Source organism: Segatella copri, from assembly GCF_002224675.1.
In the GTDB taxonomy this organism is placed as follows: Bacteria; Bacteroidota; Bacteroidia; order Bacteroidales; family Bacteroidaceae; genus Prevotella; species Prevotella copri_U.
On record NZ_NMPZ01000023.1, the window covers coordinates 42,286 to 64,057 of the forward strand.

The window sequence follows — 21,772 nt, forward strand, 5'->3', positions numbered from 1 at the left end:
TAATTAACAATAAAATAAAATTATGGCACAATTATCTGATCGTCTTAACAGATTGGCACCATCAGCAACGCTGGCGATGTCACAGAAGAGTAGTGAAATGAAAGCTCAGGGTATCGATGTAATTAACATGAGTGTAGGTGAACCAGACTTCAACACGCCTGACAATATCAAGGAGGCTGCGAAGAAGGCTATTGATGAGAACTTCTCACGTTACTCACCAGTTCCTGGTTATCCTGACTTGCGAAAAGCTATTGTTGCCAAATTGAAAAAAGAAAACGGACTTGACTACACAGTCAACGAGGTAATCGTGGGCACCGGTGGCAAGCAGTGCGTATGCAACGCCGTACTGGCTCTCGTAAACCCTGGCGACGAGGTAATCATCCCTGCACCATATTGGGTAAGCTACCCACAGATGGTGAAATTGGCAGGCGGTACTCCAGTCATCGTAAACGCAGGTTTCGACCAGGACTTCAAGATGACAGCCGAGCAGCTTGAGAACGCAATCACCGAAAAGACCAAGATGCTCATTCTCTGCTCACCAAGCAACCCTACCGGAAGTGTATATTCCAAGGAGGAGCTGGCAGCATTGGCAGAGGTTCTGAAGAAGCACCCAGAGGTATTTGTGTTGGCAGACGAGATCTACGAGCACATCAACTATATCGGCAAGCATCACAGCATTGCACAGGAGCCTGGCATGAAGGAGCAGGTGATCATCGCCAATGGTGTATCCAAGGCATACGCCATGACAGGATGGAGAATCGGTTTCCTCGCAGGTCCAGAGTGGATCATCAAGGGATGCAGCAAGTTGCAGGGTCAATATACCAGCGGTACCTGTTCAGTAAGCCAGAAGGCAGCTGAAGCAGCCTACACACTCGACCAGGGTGCTGTAGAGGAGATGCGCGTAGCTTTCGAGCGTCGCCGCAACCTCATCGTGAAGCTCGCCAAGGAGGTTCCAGGACTTGAGGTCAATATGCCACAGGGTGCCTTTTATCTCTTCCCTAAGTGCAACAGCTACTTCGGCAAGAGCAATGGTGAGAAGACCATCAACAACTCTACAGATTTCGCAATGTACCTCCTGGAGGAGGCTCACGTAGCCACAGTAGGTGGAGATGCCTTCGGTGATCCAGACTGCTTCCGCATGAGCTATGCCACAAGCGATGAAAACATCGTAGAGGCAATCCGCCGCATCAAGGAAGCTCTGAGCAAATTGAAATAAAAATAGGAGAAAAGAGTCCTAAAAAGGTCAACTTTGTAAGAAAAAAGCGAGATATTGGTAAAAAATGAGCCAATATCTCGTTAAAACTTCTTAATTAGGACGATAGTTTCTCAATATTTATTATCTTTGCCAAAGGAATTTGGATAACCTAAGCGTGTTTATTCAAGACAACACAAACTAGGCATACAAAACAACTAAAATAGAGCGAGAAATAAATAAGAAATATTAATAATTTATTAACTAATAATTTAAAAAAGTAAAAATTATGGCAACTACAAAACAAGCAGCCCCAGCTAAGAAGTCTGCGGGCTTTCAGGGAGTAAGAGGCGCATTCTGGATCATCGTGGTATGTGCTATCATCGCATTCACATTGTTCTTCACATGGTTCGGTAACGACATGCACTTCCAGGATCCAGGTGTCCAGGATCACCCAGCAGACATTTGGGGTACAATTTACAAGGGTGGTGTAATCGTACCAGTTATCCACACATTGTTGCTCACAGTGTTGGCTATGACTATCGAGCGTTGGTTGGCTCTTAAGACCGCTACAGGTACAGGTGCTCTTCCTAAGTTCGTAGCAAACATCAAGTCTGCATTGAACGCTAACGATTTCGCTAAGGCTGAGCAGCTCTGCAACAAGCAGCGCGGTACAGTTGCAAACGTAGTATTGGCTTCTTTGAACGCTTACAAGTCTATGGAGTCTGGTGCTAACGCATCTTTGAAGAAGGCTCAGAAGGTAGCTAAGATCCAGCAGGCTCACGAGGAGGCAACTCAGTTGGAGATGCCAACTTTGACAATGAACTTGCCTATCATCGCTACAATTGTAACTCTCGGTACATTGACAGGTCTTCTTGGTACTGTAACCGGTATGATCAAGTCATTCCAGGCCATGGGTGAAGGTGGTGGCGCTGACTCAGCAGCACTTTCTGTAGGTATTTCTGAGGCGTTGATCAACACCGCATTCGGTATTTTGACATCTTGGTGTGCTGTAGTATCTTACAACACATTTACAAACAAGGTTGATAAGTTGACATACGCACTCGACGAGGTAGGTTACTCAATTGCTCAGACATACGAAGCTAACCACGCAGAAGAGGCTTAATTTTTGCTAACCCTTTAAAATTTTATCGCTATGGGTAAAGTAAAAATTAAGAAGAGTGACATCTGGATCGATATGACGCCTATGTCAGACGTTATGACCCTGTTGCTTACCTTCTTCATGCTCACCTCTACATTCGTAAAGAATGAGCCAGTGAAGGTAAACACACCAGGTTCTGTGTCTGAGATTAAGGTGCCAGAGAATGGTGTCTTGACCATCTTGGTAAGTCCTGAAAAGGACAAGGCCGGAAAACCAACCGGCGAGGGCCAAGTATTTATGAGTATTGATAATACCGATCAGTTGGGAGCAGCACTGAGCACAATGACAAGCAACTTCGGCGTGTCTTTGACCCCTAAGCAGATTGAGACATTCAAGAGCGAGGGTACATTCGGTGTTTCTATGAGTGACATGAGCACTTATCTGTCTATGAACGCTGCAAAGCGTCCACAGTATCTCCAGACTAAGGGTATTCCTCTCGACAGTATCAAGGGTGGCATGAGCGAGTTCCAGCAGTGGGTTGACGCTGCTCGTAACGCTAACGAAGAAATCAAGATTGCCCTCAAGGCAGATGCTTCTACACCTTACAAGACAGTGAAGAGAGTGATGAACGAACTCCAGGACATGGATGAGAGTCATTACTATATGATTACACAGTTAAAACAACAGGGGGACGAATAAATGGCAAAGAAAGAAAGCAAACAAAAGAAAATGAATGTTCGCGTAGACTTTACGCCTATGGTGGATATGCTCATGCTTCTTATCACGTTCTTCATGCTGTGTACATCTTTGAGCAAACCTCAGACTATGGAGCTGACTATGCCAAGTAATGACGAGAATACTCAAGATGACCAGAAGAACGAGGCGAAAGCTTCTGAGACTATTACCCTCTACGTAGCAGCTGATAACAAGATTTATTATGGTGCTGGTATCCCTAACTACAACGATCCTACATGGATCAAGGAGACAACATGGGGTAGCCAGGGTATCCGTAAGGTCTTGAGAGAGCACGCTACAGAGAATGGTACACGTCCGGTAGAGAGAATTGCGCTCGCTGTTAAGGAGTTGAACATGGATCGTCAGAAGAATCCTAAGCAGTATCCTGATAGCATCTATCAGAAGAAGCTCAGCGATTTGAAGGCTGGTAACTTGAAGGATGGTAAGATCCCTACTCTGACCATCGTCATCAAGCCAACCGACAACGCTTCTTACAAGAATATGGTTGACGCTCTCGACGAAATGCAGATTTCAAACATTGGTACTTACGTCATCGATAAGATTAACGCAGACGATGAGAAGCTTCTCGAGTCTAGACACGTTAAGATGTAAGATGAGTAACAAACAATTTTAAACAAGAAAGAAATGGCAAAAATAGATCTTTACGATCCTAAATGGGTCGAAATGGTTTTCGCCGGAAAGAACAAGGAGTATGGTGCATACCAGCTCCGTAAGGGTACTTCCGGTCGAAACATCAAGTCTCTTCTGATCTTGGTCATTGCTGCAGCTCTCGTGGGTGGATTCTTGGCTTGGAAAGTTATCGAACAGAAACAAGCTGAAGAACAGCAGGCATATATGGAAGCTATGGAGTTGGCTAAACTCCAGCAGCAGGCTAAGAAGGAAGAAAAGAAGAAGGAGCCAGTGAAGCCAAAGATTGAACCTAAGAAGGAGATACCTGTGGCTCGCGAAACTCAGAAGTTTACTGCACCTGTCATCAAGAAGGATGAACTCGTAAAAGAGGAAAACCAGGTTAAGCAGATGGATAAACTGGACGAAAAGGTTGCTGTCGGTACTGAAAACAAGGAAGGTGTGAAGGACCGTACAGTGGAAGCAGTGAGAAGTGAGATTGCGGTAGCAGCTCCACCTCCACCACCAGCTCCAAAACCTGAGGTTGCAACTAAGGTCTTCGATGTTGTAGAGGAGATGCCTTCATTCCCTGGTGGACAAGGCGCTTTGATGCAGTATCTGGCTAGCAACATCAAGTATCCTGTCGTAGCACAGGAGAACGGCGTACAGGGGCGTGTTATCGTTTCATTCGTGGTAGAGCGTGATGGTTCTATCTCTGATGTGAAGGTAGCTCGTTCTGTGGACCCTTCACTTGACCGTGAGGCACAGCGTGTCGTTAAGAGCATGCCTAGATGGTCTCCAGGTAAGCAGAATGGTTCTACTGTACGTGTTAAGTATACTGTACCAGTTGTATTTAGATTGCAGTAATAGAATGAAAAGAATATCTTATATTTATATAGGATTAACAGTACTATCAATGGCTTTCTTCTCGTCTTGTGGCGAGAAGAAAGCCAAAGATGGTAGAACTGATACTCCTACTTCAGGCACAATTGAGTTTGTGGCTGACGAGAGTTTGAGTCCTATCATTGACGAAGAAAGAAGTCAGTTTGAGTTCGAGTACCCAAAGGCCAAGCTCAAACCAAAATACACAGATGAAGTCACTGGACTTCAGATGATCAAGGATTTCAAGACAGCACTCCTCTTTACTACCCGTAATCTGAAGGATAGTGAGATTGCATACTTGAAATCGAAGAGCAATGTGATTCCTTCCGTTTTCCCTATCGGATACGATGGTCTGGCATTCATTGTCAACAAGAATAATAGTGATACTTGCATCACAGTGAATGACATTAAGCGTGTCCTTACTGGAAAGGCGACCAAATGGAGTGATATTGTTCCTGGATCAAAGAGAGGTGATATCGAGGTCATCTTCGACAACACTCGCTCTGCAACCACCAACTTCGTGGTAGATTCCGTTCTCCACGGCGAAAAGATGGGTGCGAAGATCATGGCTGCCAAAACAAGCAAGCAGGTCATCGACTTCGTTGACCAGAATCCAGGTTCTATCGGTGTTATCGGATCAAATTGGTTGAACGACCGACGCGATTCCACCAACACTACCTTTAAGAAGAATATTCATGTAATGCAGGTATCCATCAAGGAGAAAGCTACCCCAATGAACAGCTGGAAGCCTTACCAGGCATACCTGTTGGATGGAAGATATCCATTCGTAAGAACTATATACGCTATCGTGGTTGACCCTCATAAGGCTTTGCCTTGGAGCTTTGCCAACTACATTTCCAATCCTAAGGGACAGCTTATCCTCTTCAAGACAGGCTTACTTCCTTACAGAGGTGATATTACGATTAAGACAGTTAATGTTAAACGTTAAAAGTTTAGATAGAAAGTAGAATTATGAAAGCAGTTAAATATTTAGTAGCAGGTTTGCTCGTCATGGGTTTGGCGGCTCCTGCAATGGCTCAGGACGTTAACTACAAGGATGCTCTGAAGCCAATAGAAGCAACTTTGAAGGCTGGTAACGTAGATGCCAAGGCTTTTGCCAAGGTTCTCAAGGAGTATCAGAAGGAGTACAAGAAGGATCCTAAGGCGCTCGTTGCTTTGGGTAATGCCCTCGTCATCAACAAGGACTACACCAATGCCCTGGCTGTAGCTGATGCAGTCATCGCTAAGTACAAGACCTGTGGTGATGCTTATATCCTCAAGGGCGATATCTACGCTATGCAGGACAATGGTGGTGAGGCTGCTTCTTGGTATAAGAATTGTATGACTATGGATCCTAAGAATCCTCAGGGTTACATCAGCTACGCTAACGTTTACCGCAAGATTGACCCACAGGCTTCTGCAGAGGCTTTGAACAAGTTGAGAGCGGTTGATCCTAACTACCCTATCGAGGCAGAAACTGGTCACAACTACTACTCTATCGGTAGCTACGACAAGGCTTACGAGAACTTCTCTAAGGCTAACCTGAATACAATGGAAGAGTATATCTTCTACGAGTACTGCTTCACTACATACGTATTGAACAAGAAGGATGAAACTCTCAACCTTTGCAAGAAGGGTATGCAGAAGTATCCTAAGGATACAGCTTTCTTGATTCTGGCTATGCGTGCATCTGTTGATACACAGAATTTTACTGAGGCTCTCCAGTATGCTAACAGCATTATGGCTAACAACGATATCAAGAAGAACTCTAGTATCTACTCTTACTATGGTCTGGCACTCGCTGGCAACAAGCAGTTCGACCAGGCTTTGGAGCAGTACAACAAGGCCTTGGAGGTAAACAAGGAAGACTTCAAGCCATATCAGTACATCTCTGAGGCATATAAGGGTATGGGCAACGAGGATAAGGCTATCGAATTTGCACAGGCATATATGGATAAGAACCCTAACGTGTCACCATCAGACTATGTAAAGATGGCAGAGATCTACAATGCAAAGGCTCAGAAGGGTGGCGATCAGAAGGAGGCTAACGTTGATAAGGCTATCAACGTATATAACAGCTTCGCAGAGAAGTATCCACAGCTGAAGGCATACGCTCACCTCCAGGCTGCCAACATCGCATTCCAGAACGAGTTGGACGACAAGGCTCTTGCTAACTATGAATTGGTTATCAAGGAACTTGAGAGCAAGCAGTATGATGAGGATGAGAAGGGCTACCTGATGCAGGCTTACAAGAACGCCGGTTACATCTACTGGGGTTCTAAGAAGGACCTGACAACAGCTCAGCCATACTTCGAGAAGCTGATCAAGCTTGATCCAAACAACTCTCTCGCAAAGAAGGCCTTAGGTCTTGACGAGGAGAAGCAGGCACAGTAAAATTACGAAATAAGAACATAATTAAAGGGGTGATAGCTATGTGATATGGCTTTCACCCCTTTTTTTGTGATATGAATCAGACCATAAACGAAAAGAGCGATTCCAAAGGAACCGCTCTCAATGTTTTATTGTAACTAAAAGTATCTTTCCATAATAAATTATGGAAGACTGATTGCCTCATTAGGACAAACATCAGCACAAGTACCGCACTCTGTGCAGAGATCTGGGTTGATTGAATACTTCTCGCCCTCAGAGATTGCACCTGATGGACACTCGTCAATACATGTACCGCAAGCGATACAATCGTCACCAATTACGTATGCCATAATTATAAATATTTAAAATGTTAATAATGTTTCTGTATCTATGCTAATCTAGAGATAGGTTATTACCTACTTTTGATGGTGCAAAGATAACAATTATTTTCGATATACCTATAAATAGGTATGACTTTTTTCTTGATTTTACTCAATTTATACTTTATCGAAATAAATTAGTACAATAAGAAGCCAACCTTGCCGTTTATTAATAATAACGAAGAACAAATAGCAAATATGAAGAGAATCATACTGATGGCTCTAATAGCCTTCTATACAGGTATCAATGGCATGGCACAGCTTAGGACGGTAGAGAATCGCCCTTATACCGATCTGCGCCCATTCCATTTCGGTGTACTCATCGGAACACATGCACAAGATATGGAATTCCAGAATACCGGAATCACCCAATACATCGATGCCAACGGTATCGAGCAACCTTCTCATGTCACTGTAGATCAAGACCGTTGGGATATGGGATTCACCGTTGGCGTACTAGGAGAATTCCGTCTCAACAGAAGCTTCCAGTTCCGCATAGCACCTGCCATGTACTTCGGTACTCGTCACCTCACCTTTTATAACCTCTTGGAGAAAGATGGTGCAGGAAACGCCATCGTGCAGCATCAGGAGATGAAGACTGCCTATATTTCTTCAGCTATGGACCTGATTTTCGCAGCCGAGCGGTTCAATAATCACCGACCTTACGTGATGGCGGGCATTAATCCGATGATGAACCTCAACAGCAGCAAGTCAGACTACATCAAGCTCAAGAAATCGGAAATATTTCTCGAACTGGGCGTAGGTTGCGATTTCTACATGCCATTTTTCAAGCTCCGTCCGGAACTCAAGTTTATGTATGGATTGACAGATTCCTTCGACAAGAAACATCCCGAGCACATCAAAAACAAGAATGAGCTCCCTTATGCCTTGGCAGCTAAAGGAGCTCATAGTAAGATAATTGCATTGACATTCTATTTCGAGTAGCCTACTCTACCACTTCCCAAGAGAAGACACAACCATTCTTCATACCAGCATCAGCGCCCTGGAAATCAGCAGAATAAGGACTGCCGTCGGTAGGATGCTTGCCCACATACCGCTGGGTCTTCAGCGATAGAAGCATACAGCGGTTGTAAAGCATATCCTGCCATACAAACTCCCCAGCATGAGAGGCATCAGAAGTAAGACGCACATCGCCCGACAAGCCAGCACCTGCGATATATACATATCGTCCATCTGCAGTTTTCAGCGCAATCTTGCCCTGTCCACGGTCTTCGATGATGAATTTCACGCCATTGCTCATCTCCTTTTTATTCCTGGAGCTGTGCATCAGACCATGACCGGTAGCATTCATCAGGTTACCATCAGCAAGATTAAAGAGTCGGATGGTCTTTCCGATAGGCAGATTAGCAGTTCTGTCAGCCATCGGTTCCTCCACCTTGAAGTCATCAAAATCAGCCACGCCGCCGTTCACTCCCGTCTTGTTAAAGGCATACAGCGCTACACGCACACCCTGGAAGGTCTTCAACTGATAAGGAGAAAGCATTTGCTCTCCGATATTCTCCCAAGTCTTTCCATCAAGAGAGTAGGAATATTGCAGCAGACTCTTATCATAATCACCCCAAAGGCGCAACCATACCACCTTGTTCTTGGCAATCGGCTTCAGCACCTCCTTGTTGGTATTCTGGTCGTAGCATCTCAGGCTTAATCCCTTTTCCGTCTTCATCACGCCTAATGAAGCGTATGGCGTATTCATAGCACCGAGTCCAGCCTCATCCCCCATCTTCAGTCGGGATACATCCAGCTTGACAGATGTATAAGATACAGGACCGATGGCACGTTGCGTCAACGAATTCTTTGCCCAGAGTAGCTGCTTGGCAGGCATAGAATGCAAACGGAGCCATCCTTTTCGCTCCTTGTTCAGCGACCACATCTTGTCGTTCGGATTATGATTCCACTGCCAAACCGGCTTGAAAGTCTTTCCCGAGAAATCATCACATCTGTCGTATGGAGCCTGTGGTGTCTTCACCGCATCATTCGGTTTGAACCAGGTTCGAGGCGAGCGACCCAGATTCTTCTCCAATCCGAAGTAAGGCCAGCCATCCACCCATGTGACAGGCGAAAGGCATACCGTTCTGCCCACAGCATTGAAATCCAGCATCGATACGCCCCACCATTTGCCATCAGGAGCCTGGACGATGCCCCCCTGATGAATGGTAGCACACCCCAGGTTCACCCCATTCGGTCTGTTGTTATTAAATTGATATCCATCTTCAGGAAGCGGCCTACCGATACCCATGTTACCTACACTCCATCCAGCAGCATAACCATACGATTCGCGTTCGCTGATCACACAGGTTTCGTAAGGTCCCCAGATACTCTTGCTTCGGGCACACTGCATGCGGCCCATCGGTGAATAATCGGCAGAGAGGATATAGTACATACCATTGATTTTATACACATGATGTCCCTCCCCCATCGCATTGCCTTCCGGAATCACCACCTTGCTGCTGCCCTCTACCGGACCACTCAAATCGGGCTTCAACTCCGTAACGGTCACGTTGCCATACTTGTGCACGGCATAAATCTTGCCATCATCATCGAAGAGCACAGAGAGGTCGTAGATATCGCCATTAATCTTGTGATGCGTCCAAGGACCCTTGGCACTGTCCGAGATATACACCTGCAATCCATGCCCGTTGATATTGGAGAAGATATAGAACTTACCGTTATGATATCGGATGGCAGGCGCCCAGATACCCTGTCCGTAAGCCTCCTTGCCATTGCGGAGATTGAAATCATCAGAATCATCAAAGCGGTCGAAACAATAGGAAGAGAACTCCCAATTTACGAGATCCTTGGAATGGAGAACCACCAGTCCCGGCACACTGTGCATCGTGGTACCCGCCAGATAATAATCCTCCCCTACTCTGATAATATCAGGGTCAGAAAACTCATCATAAAACAAAGGGTTTGTAAAGGTACCATTACCATTATCAGCCGACCAAGACTTCCCTTTCAAAGTCTGTGTCAGAACATTCTTGGCTGCAGATTTTTTCTGCGCCGCAGCTCCCAAAGAACCGCTCAAAAAAGCGATGCAACAGGTTGCAAATAAAATTTTCTTCATTCTCATTGATAGGTCTAAAAGATTATTATAAAAAATATTGCCACAAAAGTACGAATAATTATCCAAACAGAGGTGGACAAAATGATACTTTTATGGCAACAAATGTAATTTTAGAACATTATTTAATCAGATAAGTCTTTCCTGGTTCTGTTTCCAAGTCATATTCATATACGTCAGGAATAGGGACCTTCACTCCTTCCGCTATCCGATGCTGTTCCATTACAGGCTTCACTTCTGCAGATGCAAAAAGGATATTCGGACAATCGCCTTCAGCCTTCTTCAGATTCTTCGCCTTCAGCGGAACGTAGGAGCGGAGACGCAGCACGCCTCCGATGGTGGAGCGAATCTTCGCCTTCATCAGTCTGCCATTCTTCCAGTCCATATCCACCACAAAGCCGCCACGGGCACGAAGTCCCTTTACGCTTCCTTCTTTCCAGGCATCAGGCAAGGCTGGCAAGAGATGCACGGCTCCATCATGACTCTGCAGGAGCATTTCGGCGATACCGGCTGTTACTCCGAAGTTGCCGTCTATCTGGAATGGTGGATGCGCATCGAAGAGATTCGGATAGGTTCTGCCCTCAGGATACTCCTTTGCCTGCGCATCAGATGGCAACAGGCGAAGCATATTGCTGATGATTCTGAAAGCATGATTGCCATCGAGCATACGAGCCCAGAAGTTCGTCTTCCAACCTAGACTCCAGCCCGTAGCCTGGTCGCCACGATGCTTCAGTGTGGTGGCAGCGGCATGGAACAGTTCCGGATGAGAGAAAGGAGAAATCTGATTGGATGGATACAATCCATAGAGATGCGAGATATGGCGATGCTCATTCTTCGGATCATCCGCATCCACAAGCCACTCCTGCAACTGTCCGTACTTTCCTATCTGCATTGGCGGAATCTGGGAAATCAGCTGCTGCATCGCCTTGCGCTCAGCCTCATCAACCCCCAATATTTCAGAAGTCTTCACGGCACTGGTCAGGGCATCGAAGGCTATCTGGTTATCCATTGTACATCCCGCCGTTACGGCAGTTCTCTTCCCCATAGGTCCCTGTTCCGGACTCACCGACGGCACGGTTACCTTCCATTCGGTGCCCGGCAACTTCTGCATATAGTCAAGATAGAACTCAGCGGCACCTTTTATTACCGGATACCACTGCTTGAGGAAAGCCTTGTCGCCCGTATAGAGATAATGCTGCCAGAGATGGGTGGTGAGCCAGGCTCCACCATTCGGGAACATGCCCCACTGCGCACCATCCACCGGACCCGCTATGCGCCAGATATCGGTGTTATGATGTGCCATCCAGCCACGACAGCCATACATTTCCCTAGCCGTCTGTGCTCCCGTTACACTCAAATCCTTAATCAGCGAATACAGAGGCTCCGTGGTGTTACCGAGATTCGTTATCTCGGCAGGCCAGTAGTTCATCTCCGTATTGATGTTGATGGTATATTTACTGTCCCAAGGCGCATTTTTGCTGTTGTTCCAAACACCCTGCAAGTTTGCCGCCTGTCCACCAGGCTGGGAAGAGGAGATGAGCAGATAGCGACCATAGTTATACATCAGTGCCACCATCGCCATATCCTTGCTGCCTGCAAATTTCTCCAGGCGCTGATTGGTAGGCAACGTAGCATTGATATCGGTTGGCAAAATCAGAGAAGAAGTAGCGAACTGCTTCCGGTAAGCCTCCACATGGCGTTTCTCCAACTGTGCATAACTCATCAGTTTCACCTTATTTATATAGTCGGCATTGCGCTGGGCGGCATTGCCCGACACATCGTGATAGTTCACAAAATTGGTGGCAGCACTCACGAGGATGGTTGTCTCGGTGCCATCCGTCTTCACATCCGCCACACATTCGGCAGTGAGAGCCGCCTTGATGCCTTCCTGGTCTTGTCCCTTCACCTTCAGCATAACCCCTGAAGGCGTTTTCTGAATCTGATGTTCAAAAGGCGAATCCAGGGTAACATCAATATTCAGGGCACCCTTTCTACTCGCCTTGATGTGGCAAACGATAACGCCATCAGCCAGCGAAGCAAAGGTAGTACGGGTATATCTTACGCCATCCATCACGAAAGAAGTCGTGGCAATCGCCCTCTTCAAATCCAGGTTGCGCACAAACTGCTCAGCCTTTCCCTGGTTCTTCATGCTGATATGCAGATTTGCCATCGGCAGGAAGCGCATGCCATGAGGCCCTGGGATGAAGGTCTGGTTGATGAGAGCCGCCGCCTTCTCTTCCCTACCATTGAAGATGAGTTCCCTCACCTTTGACAGATTTTCCAGGGATTTCTTGCTATTGTTGTTATGAGGACCGCCACTCCAGAAAGTCTCCTCATTCAACTGGATATTCTCATCCGTGGTTCCGCCATACACCATACCTCCCAGATGTGAGTTTCCGATAGGCAGAGCCTCCAGCCACTGCTGGGCTGGGGCGTTATACCAAAGCAGAGTACTATTAGCAGAACTGCTAGCCTTAGCCATCATCTTTACCGGAAGAAGAAACGCCAAAGCCATAGTTCCCACTATTATTCTATTTCTCACTACTATTCTGTTTTTGATACTCAAAACTATCCACATCCACATATCCACCAGCAGCCTTTGTGGCATAATTGTAGATGGCGATACGGGTACCCATGAAGAGGCGGCGATAATCATACTGCATCTTGAAATCCTTGATGGCAGGAATCCAGGTCTTTCCATCTATACTATAGAATAAGGTGGCGAGATCCTGATGAAGACGGAAATCGCAACTCATCTTCAGATAGATGATGCTTGATTTCGTTGCCTTATCCTGCTTCAGATTCAAAGGCTGGCGATACACCTCCTCACGCTTCACATCGGTCACAGCCTTTTCCTTTTCTGTCAAAGCTACACTCTCCTTGGTACCCACCACAAAGAGTTTCTTGCCTTCCTTTACAATAGAGAGCAAAGCCGCATCACCCTGGAAGGCTGACAAGCCAGCCACATCGCCATCTTTCATCTTGCTCACATCCATCTTGATGATTCCCTCGCAGGTTGGTCCTTCGGTACGGGTACTGATGGTATTGGGAGCCAGGAAGATATTAGGAACGATGCGGGATGTCTTCAGACGGAGCCAGCCCTTGCGCTCTATGAGCGACCAGGCATTATCCACAGGATTGTGGTTCCACTGCCACTGCAATTCCAGTTTATCCTTCGAGAAATCGTCGCTATACACGAGTCCCTTACCGTCATATCCCAATACAGGCTTCTGCATCTTGGCAGGAATATTGCCCTTCTCATCGGTCAGCATTGGCCATCCGTCCTTCCAGGTACATGGCTCCAGCGTGAGCACTCTGCCCACACCACCACGGTCTTGGAATACGATGCCATACCAGTCGCCATCCTTATCATCTACAATCGTACCTTGTCCCACGCCGTTGAATCCGGCAAACTCCGTTTCCAGAATCACCTTCTTTTCGTAAGGACCCGTTATCTTATCAGCACGATAACAAACCTCACGACGAGGATGTCCCTGTGGCCACGAAATCATCAGAAGATAATACTTGCCGTTGTGCTTGATCATGCGGGAGCCTTCGAGCAAACCCGTTTCATCAGCATCACGCTCAAAGAGTTTACGATGGCTGCCCGGCACCACATCCGTCAGGTCGGCATTCAGCTGCACCATCTCTCCCGTTCCATAAACCACGTATGCCTTGTCATCGTCATCGAAGAAGAGAGCGGCATCATGGAAATGCTGCAAACGGCTATGGACAGTCCATTTGCCCTCGATATCATCGGCGGTGCAGATATAAGTCTCTCCACCAGGATTATCGTTTGGAGCAAAGAGCGCATAGAACTTGCCACGATGATACTGCAGCGAAGTGGCCCACTGACCACGACCATACACCGTACCCTCCTTCATGTCATACTTAGGTGAATCGGTAAGTTTAGGGAAGATATAGTTCACGGTTTCCCAGTTCACCAAATCCTTCGATTTCATGATAGGCGCACCCGGCATCAGATGCATGGTGGTGCTTACCATATAGAAGCTGTCACCCACACGGATTACATCCACATCAGGCACATCAGCCCAAACCACAGGATTGGCGAAATTCTTCTCAAACTTCCACCAGTCGAAATTGAAGAGTTTGCTTCCCTTCAATCCCTTGAACACGAAGTATATATCATGCTTTCCTGTCACTTTCTTCAGCATTTGTGCCGAGAAAGTCTTCCACTTTTCCCAGCCACCCGTCTTGGTAACATCAAGTTTAGCTATCAGTTCGCCATCTTCCTTATCGAGATGAACCTCCAGCGAACCGCCGAGCGATGAGCACGCAGCAGAGATGGCAAATGCATCCGGACTCTCTTTTCCGAAATCCACCTCACGTACCTTGATATAATCACCTGTATGAATTTCAGAGATATAAACACCCGTATCATCGGTCTGCTCCGACTTCACTCCCTTAGAGAAAGCGATGGTTTCAGCCTCCTGACGCTTGTAAGGATTGAGGGTTGCAATAGGAGCCACTCCTTCCTGAGTATGGTGGATAATTGGGAAGGTACCGTCGGCATTATATTTGAATTCTTCCACAGCCACACTGCGTCCGAATCCGCCTCCCAGTTTACCCGTATGATAGAAGAAATAAGACTTGCCCTTGAAGTCGGTCACACCGCAATGGTTAGTAAAGGAACCCGTATCTTCCAATGGCATGATTTCGCCCATATACTTCCATGGTCCGAAAGGCTTCTTGCTCATGGAATAAGCGATATGCTCAGGCACTCCACCTGCAGCATAAAGCATATAATAGTTCTTGCCACGCTTCATGAACCAAGGTCCCTCTGTGTAGCAATCTTTATATTTTCGGGTAGAATCACGCTTCTCCACGTCAGGCGAACCGAATCCCTCCTCAGTCATCACGATTCTGCCCACTTCACGCTTTTCATCAACAGCTGCCTTAGCATCTATACCACCCTTGAAGCTGATCATATCTTTATTCAGTTTGGCATAGTAAAGATGTGGATTACCCCAATAGAGATAAGCCTGACCATCCTCATCCATCCAGACGGTAGGGTCGATATTGTCCCAACTTCCATTATCGAAAAGCGGTTTGCCCAGCGCATCCTTGAACGGACCGGTAGGAGAATCTGCCACAGCTACGCCGATAGCCATTCCGCCCGACAGTTTAGAGTGCGCACAGATATACCAGTAATACTTACCATTACGTTCGATGGTCTGTGCTGCCCAGGCACGGTCGTCTGCCCAGGAAAAAGAACTGAGGTCGAGCGGAGAACCATGGTCTGTCCAGTTCACCATATCCTTGGTGGAATACACACGCCATTCGTTCATCCAGAAGAAGTCAGCCTTATCTTCATCATGACCGGTATATACATAGAGACGGTCTCCGACAACCAGAGGTGCTGGGTCGGTAGTTAACTGTGTTTGTACGATTGGGTTCTGTGCATAGGCAGCACCCTGCATGGCAAGCAGCCATGCGCTTATCAGTAACGGCTTTCTGAGAGCCAAGATTTTCGTTGTATTCATCATTATGATTGTTTTTTCGTTTAATGCTGCAAAATTACGAAAAAACAATCATAATGACTTTATAGAATGTTTCAAAAACTTTATTAAGTTTATCTTACTCCCCAAACTTCCACCAATCCAGGAAGAAGAGGTTCTGCTTCTGGATGTTGCCTCCCTTAAAGACGAAGTAGAGATCATGAACACCCTTTACCTTCTTCACCTGAGTAGAGAAGGTTTTGTATTCATCCTTGGTGTTCTTGATATCCACCTTGCCGATGCACTGGCCGTTTACCCCATCAAGACGGATTTCGATGCTGCCGCCAAACATGTGGCAAGAGGCAGAAATCTCAAACTTTCCTGCACCCTTCTTGAAGTCAACACCCTTCACGAGGATATACTTTCCCTCATCAACATTCGTAACCACCTGGTTCCATCTGTCCTTCTGCGCCCATTCGTTCTTAGGCTGCGTCTTCAATCCATAGCCCCAAGCCATCGTTTCAGCCTCAACCTGGCGATAAGGGTTGAACCATTCTATCTGCTCCAACTTGCAGTCCTGAAAATATGGTAACTCCTGGATGGTTCCGTCAGGATTATAAGTCATTTCTGCAACAGAAACAGAACGCTGCTCGGCATGACGCCCCGTCTTCAAACGGTAGATGTCATAATTCAAGCCGAAGCAATAGCTCTTGCCCTTGTAGTCGATGATGCCCGGATGATTGCCACGAGTACGAGGCGTATGGTTCATGATATGTCCCTTATATTCCCACGGTCCGAGCGGATTCTTGCTCATCGCATAACCGATGCCCTCAGGACAGCAGGTAGAAGCATAAGCCAGATAATAATTACCATTGCGCTTCCAGAACCAAGGACCTTCCTGATAATCCTGAATCTTCGGGAAGTGCATGATGGAATCGGAATACGAAATCATGTCCTCGTTCAGTTTCACAGCCTTCAACTCCGGGTTGCCCCAATACATGTAAGCCTGGTTATCATCATCAATCCATACGGTAGGGTCGATGTCGAACCAGTCGCCCTCCCATGCCAGAGGCTTTCCGATAGGATCCTTGAAAGGTCCGAATGGACTATCTGCTACCAGCACTCCGATGCCATGACCATGGATAGGACAATACATATACCATTTGCCATTGCGTTCGATGACCTGCTCTGCCCAGGCACCATTCTCGCCCTTGAACCACTTGAAGTCTTTCAATGAAGCCACGGCACCGCGGTCTTGCCAGTTTACCATATCCGTTGAGGTATAGAGCAGCCAGTCTTTCATCAGGAACCCCTCAGCCCCATCCTCATCGTGGGTGGTATAGAGATAAACCGTATCGTTGTGCACATAAGGTGCAGGATCGGCTGTGTACTTGGTCTGGATGATTGGCAAGTTGATGTTCTGTGCTGTTGCAGCAGTTCCCATGCCAGCCAAAAGCAGGGATAAAATCATTCTGTATCAGGTCATTTTATGATTTAAATTAATTATAGTATATTAAATTGTTATTTGTGAATGCAAAGGTAAGCAAAAAAGTAAAATTCTACTTTTTCACATGTTTCAAATTCTTAATATGATGTAACACTTACATCTGTACCCTTACAGCCTTACTGCTTTTCCGTTATATTCCACATTCTTGCTTGCTAGCATAGGCTGATTGCCTGCACCGCTATCAGCATCCAACAAGAAAAAAATGAGGATGTGTCATGGACTTATGACACACCCTCATTTTTTAGCAGGAATATTTTACCCAATCCAATACGATAGTCTTATCTTCATCAATCATAAAGTTCATACCAATCTTTTCCACGTTTTTGCCTTTCAGGGCAAAAGCATCAGCATAATGCTTGTTGTTGATTTGGTCAAGAGCCTCTTGTGCCGACTTATTAAATTTCAATTCTATCACATAGATGGTATCCTTTGTTTCCATCGTAATGTCTGTTCTTCCCCGGAAAGTATGCTGTTCCACCAATATACGGAAATTCGTAAGCAGGGCAAAGATGATATACATTGTCTGCTGATAATGCCCCTCATAATCGGTATTATCGCAATAAGGTACCGTCTCCCAGAACGCTTTCAATAGCTGAAGAGCACCATCCATGTTACCCTTATTGATAAGAGCCGACATTTTGGCCACAGTTGTATTGCACATTGCAGACTTTGCCGCCAAATAATGCGGCAACATACTGCGATACAAACCTATCCTCACCTCTTTGTTTGGCAGAGCCAAGGTATAGAGTTCCGTTTCCGGATCATAATTCTTGATTGTGATATAACCACTCTGATAAAGCAAAGGCATGATAGTAGTCATCGTCTCAGTGGCTGCATCGAAATCATCCTTTGATGCATCCATCTGTTCACCCAGGTCAATCGGTGTAAAGTCATATTTCCGCATCATATTAAGGAGATAGGTAGGAGTGCCTGAGCCAAACCAATAGGAATTCATCTGTCCTTCAGCTAAACAGTTCAACAAGCTATAAGGATTGAAAATATCTGATGATGGCCAGGTAAAGTGATAGCCATCATAATTTTCCTTCAGTTTTGACAAGGCTTGTTCGTGTGTCAATCCCAACCTACCTGCTAACACATCAATATCCTCATCAAACTTATCCAACAATTCCTCTTTGGTAATGCCGCAAATGCCAGCATACTCTTGGTGCATACTCACATTAGTAATATTATTGAGTTCACTGAATATACTAAGTTGCGAGAACTTGGTGATGCCTGTCAAGAAGACGAAACGCAACATACGGTCGCTATCCTTTAGGGGACTATAGAAATTGCGCATCACCTCCCTTAAGACGCCCAAGCTGGTATCCTCGTGCACCACATCAAGCAAAGGAGCATCGTATTCATCGATGAGCACAACAACCTTCTGCCCAGTCTGTTCATATACCGTTTTTATTAAATTAAGCATACGGACATTCGGGTCAGGAGAATCATTGACGATGCCAAATTTTTCTTCATTTACCTTCAATATGTACAAGAGATAACGCACAAGTTGGTCTTTCTCCATGTGCTTACCACCAGCCAAGCTAAAGTGAAGCACAGGATATTCCGTCCAATCTTTTTCTAGCTTTTCGATGGCAAGCCCCTTAAAGAGTTCCTTCTTTCCCTCGAAATAGCTCTGCATAGTAGAGACGAGGAGTGACTTTCCGAAACGACGTGGACGCGCCAAGAAGAAATACTTTCCACTCGTATGAGTCATACGATAGATGTACTCCGTCTTATCTACATAGAGAAAGTCCTCCTCTCGAATCTCAGAGAAGGTCTGCATGCCTATTGGATATAACTTCGTTGCCATATTATCAACTATTTACCATTAACGTTGGCAAAGATAAGCAAAAATCCCGAAACCGCCAAGCGATTTCGGGATTTATTATGTATTCAACTGTGTCCCCAATACCTTGAAGGGAATTTTAATTCCAAAAATATATTTATTTTTTATCTATAATTATACGGAGACTTAAAATCTCTTTTATGAAATATAGGAGTAGGAAAAAGAATGCTAAAAAAAGAAAATCACTGATTATCAGCTTAATATATGATTTTTAACAGTTTTTTCTTTTTCAGACCTTTTTTTTATGCCATTACTTTATGTAATATTTACTATCAAATCGAGTGCCCTCTTTTTCTATCTCCTTCCCAACCATAGAATAGAGCATCTTTCGAATCTCTTTCATATCTATATCAGGAATGCGCTCTGCTATATCAGATATTTTACTCAAAGGATGGACACGGAGATCTTCCATAATTAGTGCCTTAAGAACATGTGGTTCTATAGTCTTCAAACTAGTAACAATGTTAGATTTTGCATTTTTCAGCAAAGTTGTATTGATTTGGAAAAATGATCCTTTCTTGACGCCACCTTTCGTTATCAGATTGCTTTTGTCTAAGTTATCGATATAGCTTCTCAATCGTTCTTCTGCAGATAGCTGGAGAACTTTAGATAAATCAGTTGCGGCAATGCGTTTCTCTCTGGCTATGATGCCGAAAGCTATCTTGTTCTTTTGGGAAAGCTGATAATTATGGTCAACATAATCCATCAGGCGAACAACTTCTTTATCCGTAATCTCTGCACTTTGATATACTGTGACAGTGTTGAATGTTGATTCTATCTCAGGTTGTTTCTTTGCTTCAACGGCATCCAACTCATAAATCAAGTCATATCCAGAGCCCTCGCCTTCCATCAATCCAAGTGCAGTCAGTATCTCAATCATATTCGGATTACGTCTGTGCTTGGTATGAAGGATGTTGTCTTTGGTTACACCCAAAGGGAGACCACCAGGATTGGAGATGCTGATATAACCTGGATATACCTTGATTGTGATGTCGTTAGAGATGGTTCTTGAGCTATGAGCCAAACTGTTAACAAGCAACTCTCTGATTAAGTTCTCGTTATAATAACGTACAGTCTTACGGAAGAGTCCATTAGGCATCTCATAGCTATAGGTCAACTCTACAGCCTTATCCATAATATCTTCCAAAAGTTCTTTCGGATTACGTGTGTTGTCACGCCATTCCAATTTGTTGGTCTTGTTCTCCAAGTCATCATATACGATATATTGCACAGTGATAGGATAGCAAATACGGCTACGCTGTTTGGCTGTACCAATCCATAAGACACCAAGATTGGTCATCTTGTTTCCGTCAAGAAGGTGGTACTGTTCGCCAATTTCGATATCGTCGAGCTGCTTGATATGCTGCTTCACTCTATCAGATTGGCGTATATCATTAGCGAATTTTGAGAGATTCGTCTTATTCTCATCTTCCAACTCAAACTGTGTTGGTACAAGTTCCCATTGGAAAGCTCCTTTCTCTTCTCCAACACGTTGGATATCCTCACTACGAACCGGCTCACATTTGTCAGCGACACGGATATACATCTTGCCATCAGAAGTGGTGGCATATGAATGGAGTGAAGGGAATACTGTGATGGCAAAGTACTGGCTGCCAGTTTCGTCTGCACAGATGTCGCCTACTGCAAGACCAACATTGAAACAAAGTCCACGCAATCTTGTAACGGCACTATTTGCCTCTTCTTGCGATATAACTTGATTGGGAGCAGGCTTCTTTGTCTTGTCTTCCACGCCAATCATAATCTGTCCTCCTTGTGCATTGGCTAAAGCTACACAAGTGGTGGAGAGTTCTTTGAATCCTTTCTCTCCAGTTCGAATCTTTTGCAGACTCTTGTATTCTATCTTTTGTTGTTCTGTATTCATGTTTACTTGTTAATCTTTAAACAGCTACAAAGATAATATTTTTCTTTGAGAATAGGGAATATATTCAGGAGGAAAATATATTTTCTTTGTGATTTTTTTAGTTTAGGGCGAAAACCTCTATGTATGGGGCTAAACTAAATGAAAGTATGTGAAATGAAGCCTTACTTTTGGCAATCACTATAGATAGGCATCGACCACATACGTGAAAAAAGTTTTTTAGCGAAAAAAGTCTCATAGTCTCATTTTTGTTTAAAAAATATAGTTTAAGCACTTGTTATATAAAGAATTAGCAACAATGAGACTTCTCTGTTTTAGCGCCGAGAAGTCTCATTGATGTATCATGGAAGTATCATTGACTGCACTTTTAGCTAATGCGTCTACTATTTCTGTTTTATGAAATTGATAGTGTCTACCTTTCTAGTTTATAAAGTAAAAAAGTGTCTACTGAAATCAGGAAAAGTCAGTTCTTCAGATGGTCCCTCTATGCCCTTCGGTTGGTCCTTCTGTGCCCGTTACACGGGCATCCGTAGCCCCAGTACTGGGCACTCGTTGCCCACAATGTGGGCAACGAGTGCCCAAACATCGGACTTATTTTTGGGCAATATTCTTTTGATTCTTTGCGATATTTAAAACGTTTAAACTGGCTTTTCGCATGCTTTGTATTATCTTTAATGATACTTCTATGATTTTTAATGATACTTCTAT

The 21,772-nt window shown here is 45.1% G+C and carries 15 protein-coding genes; 8 read left to right on the forward strand and 7 right to left on the reverse strand.

Going from position 1 to position 21,772, the window contains the following annotated elements:
* The first annotated feature begins 22 nt into the window (after positions 1 to 22).
* The 7 genes from CFT61_RS12730 (at position 23) to CFT61_RS12760 (ending at position 6,932) form a co-directional block, all read left to right on the forward strand.
* The gene (locus CFT61_RS12730) at positions 23 to 1,216 is read left to right on the forward strand and encodes a pyridoxal phosphate-dependent aminotransferase (RefSeq protein ID WP_089544798.1); all 1,194 of its coding nucleotides are present in this window, start codon (positions 23 to 25) and stop codon (positions 1,214 to 1,216) included.
* A gap of 265 nt (positions 1,217 to 1,481) precedes the next feature.
* Positions 1,482 to 2,318 (forward strand): MotA/TolQ/ExbB proton channel family protein, encoded by an 837-nt coding sequence (locus tag CFT61_RS12735; RefSeq protein WP_089544799.1) that lies wholly within the window; start codon positions 1,482 to 1,484, stop codon positions 2,316 to 2,318.
* Positions 2,319 to 2,348: 30 nt separating this feature from the next.
* The gene (locus tag CFT61_RS12740) at positions 2,349 to 2,993 is read left to right on the forward strand and encodes an ExbD/TolR family protein (protein WP_089544800.1); all 645 of its coding nucleotides are present in this window, start codon (positions 2,349 to 2,351) and stop codon (positions 2,991 to 2,993) included.
* The gene (locus CFT61_RS12745; protein WP_089544801.1) at positions 2,994 to 3,641 is read left to right on the forward strand and encodes an ExbD/TolR family protein; all 648 of its coding nucleotides are present in this window, start codon (positions 2,994 to 2,996) and stop codon (positions 3,639 to 3,641) included.
* A 33-nt stretch (positions 3,642 to 3,674) separates the two neighbouring features.
* Positions 3,675 to 4,523 carry an energy transducer TonB gene (locus CFT61_RS12750; protein ID WP_089544802.1) on the forward strand — a complete coding sequence of 283 codons (849 nt, stop codon included), beginning with the start codon at positions 3,675 to 3,677 and terminating at the stop codon, positions 4,521 to 4,523.
* Between the two features lie 4 nt (positions 4,524 to 4,527).
* Positions 4,528 to 5,487 (forward strand): PstS family phosphate ABC transporter substrate-binding protein, encoded by a 960-nt coding sequence (locus tag CFT61_RS12755; protein WP_089544803.1) that lies wholly within the window; start codon positions 4,528 to 4,530, stop codon positions 5,485 to 5,487.
* A 23-nt stretch (positions 5,488 to 5,510) separates the two neighbouring features.
* On the forward strand, positions 5,511 to 6,932 hold the full coding sequence (locus CFT61_RS12760; protein ID WP_089544804.1) for a tetratricopeptide repeat protein: 1,422 nt from the start codon (positions 5,511 to 5,513) through the stop codon (positions 6,930 to 6,932).
* 158 nt (positions 6,933 to 7,090) lie between these two features.
* Here the strand turns inward: CFT61_RS12760 and CFT61_RS12765 are convergent, their stop codons facing one another.
* Positions 7,091 to 7,258 (reverse strand): 4Fe-4S binding protein, encoded by a 168-nt coding sequence (locus tag CFT61_RS12765; protein ID WP_006849139.1) that lies wholly within the window; start codon positions 7,256 to 7,258, stop codon positions 7,091 to 7,093.
* A 228-nt stretch (positions 7,259 to 7,486) separates the two neighbouring features.
* On the opposite strand from CFT61_RS12765, the gene CFT61_RS12770 reads away from it, so the two are divergent.
* Positions 7,487 to 8,233, forward strand: coding sequence for a porin family protein (locus CFT61_RS12770; protein ID WP_089544805.1), 747 nt, complete (start codon positions 7,487 to 7,489; stop codon positions 8,231 to 8,233).
* Between the two features lies 1 nt (position 8,234).
* Here CFT61_RS12770 and CFT61_RS12775 read toward each other — a convergent pair whose 3' ends face one another.
* From CFT61_RS12775 to CFT61_RS12800, 6 genes are all read right to left on the reverse strand, one after another.
* On the reverse strand, positions 8,235 to 10,373 hold the full coding sequence (locus tag CFT61_RS12775) for a family 43 glycosylhydrolase (protein ID WP_089544806.1): 2,139 nt from the start codon (positions 10,371 to 10,373) through the stop codon (positions 8,235 to 8,237).
* A gap of 118 nt (positions 10,374 to 10,491) precedes the next feature.
* Positions 10,492 to 12,885, reverse strand: coding sequence for a glycosyl hydrolase family 95 catalytic domain-containing protein (locus CFT61_RS12780; RefSeq protein ID WP_437176829.1), 2,394 nt, complete (start codon positions 12,883 to 12,885; stop codon positions 10,492 to 10,494).
* A 16-nt stretch (positions 12,886 to 12,901) separates the two neighbouring features.
* Positions 12,902 to 15,877, reverse strand: coding sequence for a family 43 glycosylhydrolase (locus tag CFT61_RS12785; RefSeq protein WP_437176828.1), 2,976 nt, complete (start codon positions 15,875 to 15,877; stop codon positions 12,902 to 12,904).
* Positions 15,878 to 15,968: 91 nt separating this feature from the next.
* Complete coding sequence (locus CFT61_RS12790) at positions 15,969 to 17,300, reverse strand: glycoside hydrolase family 43 protein (protein ID WP_089544808.1); 1,332 nt, start codon at positions 17,298 to 17,300, stop codon at positions 15,969 to 15,971.
* 277 nt (positions 17,301 to 17,577) lie between these two features.
* Positions 17,578 to 19,149, reverse strand: a complete 1,572-nt coding sequence (locus CFT61_RS12795; RefSeq protein ID WP_089544809.1) for an ATP-binding protein — start codon at positions 19,147 to 19,149, stop codon at positions 17,578 to 17,580.
* Positions 19,150 to 19,435: 286 nt separating this feature from the next.
* Positions 19,436 to 21,067 carry an ATP-binding protein gene (locus tag CFT61_RS12800; RefSeq protein WP_089544810.1) on the reverse strand — a complete coding sequence of 544 codons (1,632 nt, stop codon included), beginning with the start codon at positions 21,065 to 21,067 and terminating at the stop codon, positions 19,436 to 19,438.
* Positions 21,068 to 21,772: the final 705 nt, after the last annotated feature.